1 protein-coding gene and 1 pseudogene are annotated in these 1890 nt (G+C 65.8%); both read left to right on the forward strand.

The genetic code is table 11. The features are described from left to right. The first annotated feature begins 26 nt into the window (after nt 1-26). Nucleotides 27-1259, forward strand: coding sequence for a serine hydrolase domain-containing protein (locus AC1DYI_RS34240; RefSeq protein ID WP_477208562.1), 1233 nt, complete (start codon nt 27-29; stop codon nt 1257-1259). Between the two features lie 95 nt (nt 1260-1354). Continuing rightward, nucleotides 1355-1890 (forward strand): annotated as a pseudogene (locus tag AC1DYI_RS34245) (hypothetical protein); the annotation flags it as partial.

Here is a 1890-nt window from a genome sequence, read left to right on the forward strand (position 1 = left end):
GCGCGTCCAATTCGAGGGATCGATCCATGAGCTTGTTCACCGGCCGCGCGCCGCGCGCCTTCCCAGCGTCCACTCGGCCTTGGCGCCGCCTGGGCGCGATGATCGTCGCCGGCGTGCTGGTCACGGGCTGCGGTGGCAGTGGCGGTGACGAGACTGAAGGCGTACAGGTCAACAGCCTGACGGCTGTCACGACCACTCGCGCCGACGGCGCCAGCCAGCAGCAGCGCGACGATGTCGACGCCTTCGTACAGCAGCAGTTGCGCAGCCAGAAGATGCCTGGCGCCACGGTGGTGGTCCTGCACGACGGTCAGATCGTCTATGCCAAGGGTTACGGTTACGGTGACGTGACCCACGCCACACCGATCCGGCTCGAACAGCGGCTGCAGATCGGCTCGATCTCGAAGACGTTCCTGGCGACCGCGGTGATGATGTTGCGCGAGGAGGGCCGCATCGACCTGGACGCGAAGATCGCCGACTATCTCGGCCCCGAAGGCCCCGCCTATTGGAACGACGTCACCGTGCGCCAGGTGTTGGCGCACACCGCCGGCCTCGCCTACTTGCCGGACAACGACTTCTTCGCCCACATCAACGACGCCGGCGCCACCACCGAAGAGCACATGCTGGCCGCCTTCCGCAAGTACCCGGTCGAATTCCAGCCCGGAAGCCGGTGGATGTACAGCAATGTCGGCTACGACTTGATGGGCTTCATCGTCTCGCGCATCACTGGCAAGTTCTACGGCGACTACGTCAAGGAACGCATCTTCACGCCACTGGGCATGACCAGCGCGCGCTACATCAGCCCCAACAACTCGTTCGTCGACAAGGCGCTCGGCTACGTCAACACCGATGACCGCTGGAAGTCTGTCGACCTGTCCTCCGGCTCGCTCGAGTACCTCAGCGCGGGCGCCAGCGGTATCGAGATGTCGGCACTGGACATGGCCAAGTTCGACGCGGCAGTGCGAAATGGCACCTTGCTGCCCACAGCATCCCAGACGCTGATGTGGACACCCGAGGCGGCCGTCCCCGATATGGGCGGTGGCCTCTACGCCAACTACGGCCTGGGCTGGTTCGTCGCCTACATGCACAGCGGCAACCTGGTCGTCTCGCACTCGGGCGGAATGGACGGCTACACCACCCAGTACATCCGCTATGTTGACAGCGGCTGGTCGGTCGTCGTGCTGACGAACCTGGACTACCAGGTCGCCGATCCTGGCCTGATCGCCACCGGCGTGGTGCACATGTTCAGCGACGACCTGTAAGGCAAGGCGGCGCGCCACTTTGTTGAAAGGCGTTTAACCCCGATCTCCGCCCCCGCCCGTAGAACGTATGTCTACACAGCGAAACCGGAGATCCCATGAGACACGCCCCCTCCTGCGAAACACGCGCACTGAACGGCCGTGAGGCCGGACGCCGGGCCTTGTTGACCGCCGCAGCGGCTCTCGCAGCCGCCGTGGCCTGGGCCTGGCCCTCGGCCGCACAAGCCCTGGGCTCACGCGTCGACGTGCAGGTGATCGACCGCGAAACGGCCGACACGCTCGCCTTGTATCCCTACCGTGGCCAGCACTTCGTTGCCGGCCGGCCCGGCTCGCGCTACGCGATCCGCATCACCAACCGCACGAATGAGCGTGTGATGGCGGTGATGTCGGTCGACGGCGTGAACATCGTGACCGGCCAGACGGCCGACTGGGGCCAGAGCGGTTACGTGCTCGCGCCCTGGCAGAGCTACGACATCACCGGCTGGCGCAAGAGCGACCAGGAAGTCGCGGCCTTCGAGTTCACCTCGTTGCCGGATTCCTACGCCGCCCGCACTGGCCGACCCGACGACGTGGGCGTGATCGGCGTGGCCGTTTTCAATGAGCGCGTCTACCGGCCCGCGCCGCCGCCCATGCC

It is taken from the genome of Ideonella sp. P3_A4 (assembly GCF_056403075.1).